Source organism: Aliterella sp. E5.1 (assembly GCF_057473825.1).
Genome location: NZ_JBYCCV010000260.1, coordinates 1 through 2,288, shown reverse-complemented (window position 1 = coordinate 2,288; position 2,288 = coordinate 1). Strand labels below are relative to the sequence as shown.

Sequence of the window (2,288 nt, the reverse complement as noted above, 5' to 3'; positions counted from 1 at the left end):
TAGCAGCTGAAGACGACCGCATCATCTACGCTTACTGCTCGGGCGTGTCACTAGAGGAGGCCCTCATGGGCGGGGCCATCCGCCTTAGACGCGCCGTCAAAATCGCCTCCGACGTCTTAGCTGCGCTGGCTCTTTGCAGTCTGGGTTAGATGTCCAGGGATAATTCATTTTTCAAAGAAATATTAGAATGATAGAGATGAAAGAGTTGGAGAACAAAAATGGAGGCAAGCCTAATTCAATCCCTTCAGGAGATTAAGGATTTCCGAACATCTCAAGGTAGACGCTATCCTCTATGGCTGATTTTGCTATTAGTGATTATGGGAACAATAAGTGGATGCCGAAGTTACTACGCACTGGAAGACTTCGGCACACGACACTATCAAGCAGTCAGTGAGAAACTAGGGCTAGAAGTAACTCGCCTGCCATCAGATACTACTTTTCGCCGCATTTTACAGAAGCTAGATTTTGAAACACTCGCACAGCAGTTCGAGCAATGGGTCAGCCGTACTATTGATATTCAACCAGGGGAGTGGTTAGCGATGGATGGTAAAAGTATTAAAGGAACTGGAACCTTGCCAGGAACAGCTTACCAAAACTTCATCAACATGATTTCAGTTTACAGTAGTCGCACTGGAGTAGTGCTTGCCGCCCAACAGTTTGAATCGAACCAGACTAATGAATTAAAAGTAGTGCAAACAATGCTTGAAACGTTGCATCTAGAGGGCGTTGTGTTCACAATGGATGCCCTGCACTGCCAAAAAAACTACGGCGCTAATCATTGAGGGCAGCAACGACTACGTTATCACCGTCAAAAGAAATCAACCTCAACTACTAGCACGAATTAAGACAATTACCGAAGAGCAAAAACCCTGTGAACGGTTCGTTGATATTGAGAAAAACCGAGGTCGAACCACCTGTAGACTTGTAAGTGTTTTCGCTCACCTCCATGACATCGACAAGGGTTGGCTTGGAGCAAAAAGCTTGATTCAAGTTGAACGCATTGGTATCCGCTCTGGAAAACAATATCTGAAAACCAACTAAGTAGTCAGGTGGAATTAAACTTAAAACGTTCCAGTGTATAACCACCTTTAACACTCCGAGCTTCCATTCCATCCATGATGGCAAGAGCTAAATCATATTCATCCTCAAACATCTGTCCAGCAATTTCATGAGTCTTGAGTTGATGCCATTGATCTTCAATCCGGTTCATTTCACAGCAATATGGGGGTAGGAAGAATAGGAATAAGCCTTGAGAACGCCATCGTTGCCACTGTTGGCGAGTCAGATGGCTGGTATGCAAGGAACCATTATCTTGTACCACCACCGTTATCCGTCCAGTTGTCCTGAAAGTCTCAGACGTTTGTTCTGCAATCCAATCGATGACCTTGATATAACTTTCGCTCTTGAAACTGCCACAAGCTAATGCATATTTGAAGCTTTTATCTGGTTGCCATAAGCCTAAAATACTGATACGTCTGCTACGGCGGTCAGTTTGCTCAAGGCGTTTTTGTTCTCCCTTGCGGCTATAACTATAACTTACAGGACTCCATAACTGGCAGCCTGACTCGTCAAGATACATCAGTTCGATGTATCCTGATTGCGCTACCTGAAGAAGTGCATTTAACTGTGCTTGTTTAAGTTGTTTGTTTTGCGGGTCTTGTTTTTCTCGCTGGCTGTGTCGCGTGCGTTTCCATCTAAAGCCCTTTTTTGCAGGATACGTCGAATCCGGTCAGCACTCAAGTTAACTTGACGCTCCTGTTCTAAAACATTTGCTAGTTGCTTGCTATTATAGGTCCGCTCCTGTTGCTCTAGACATTGCTCCAAATACTGCATATCGGCTTCTTGCCATAAACGTTTTGTGCCTCGACCAGATGCTTCCCATAAACCACCCAGTCCCTGCTGTTGCCAACGTCGAATTGTTGCTCTAACGGTATGCTCGTGGCACTCAAATATTTCTGCAATTGCTCCCACTGTCCATCCCTGAGCATTCAACCGCAGCATATGAGCGCGCTTTCTAGTTCGCTGCGGAACTAGAGTTGCCTCTTGCAACTGCGATAGGGTGAAATCTTCTTCAGGGGCGAGGCGAATCTTAAGGGGAGCAGGCATTAACTAACCTATAATTAACAACCTCTCGTATTTTATACTTAATTTCACCTAGCTACTTATCTAGATCGCTTACGTCTGAAATCATTACTTTTGATGCGGTATCTCCTAGTTGAGATACTTCATGTACTTGAAAGTCTGGCGCTAGTGACTGCGCCTCATCGACAAATAACCTAGTGACAAGA

2 protein-coding genes and 1 pseudogene are annotated in these 2,288 nt (G+C 44.8%); 2 read left to right on the top strand and 1 reads right to left on the bottom strand.

Annotated elements, in window-relative coordinates:
- Positions 1-218 precede the first annotated feature (218 nt).
- Together AC2VE5_RS26025 and AC2VE5_RS26020 are read left to right on the top strand one after the other, a co-directional pair.
- Positions 219-782 (top strand): ISAs1 family transposase, encoded by a 564-nt coding sequence (locus AC2VE5_RS26025; protein ID WP_486890458.1) that lies wholly within the window; start codon positions 219-221, stop codon positions 780-782.
- Entirely contained in the window at positions 742-1,041 is a 300-nt protein-coding gene (locus tag AC2VE5_RS26020; RefSeq protein ID WP_486890457.1) for a hypothetical protein, read from the top strand. The genes AC2VE5_RS26025 and AC2VE5_RS26020 overlap by 41 nt, the downstream gene beginning before the upstream one ends.
- Positions 1,042-1,045: 4 nt before the next feature.
- Here the strand turns inward: AC2VE5_RS26020 and AC2VE5_RS26015 are convergent.
- Positions 1,046-2,106, bottom strand: a pseudogene (locus AC2VE5_RS26015) (IS630 family transposase).
- Positions 2,107-2,288: the final 182 nt, after the last annotated feature.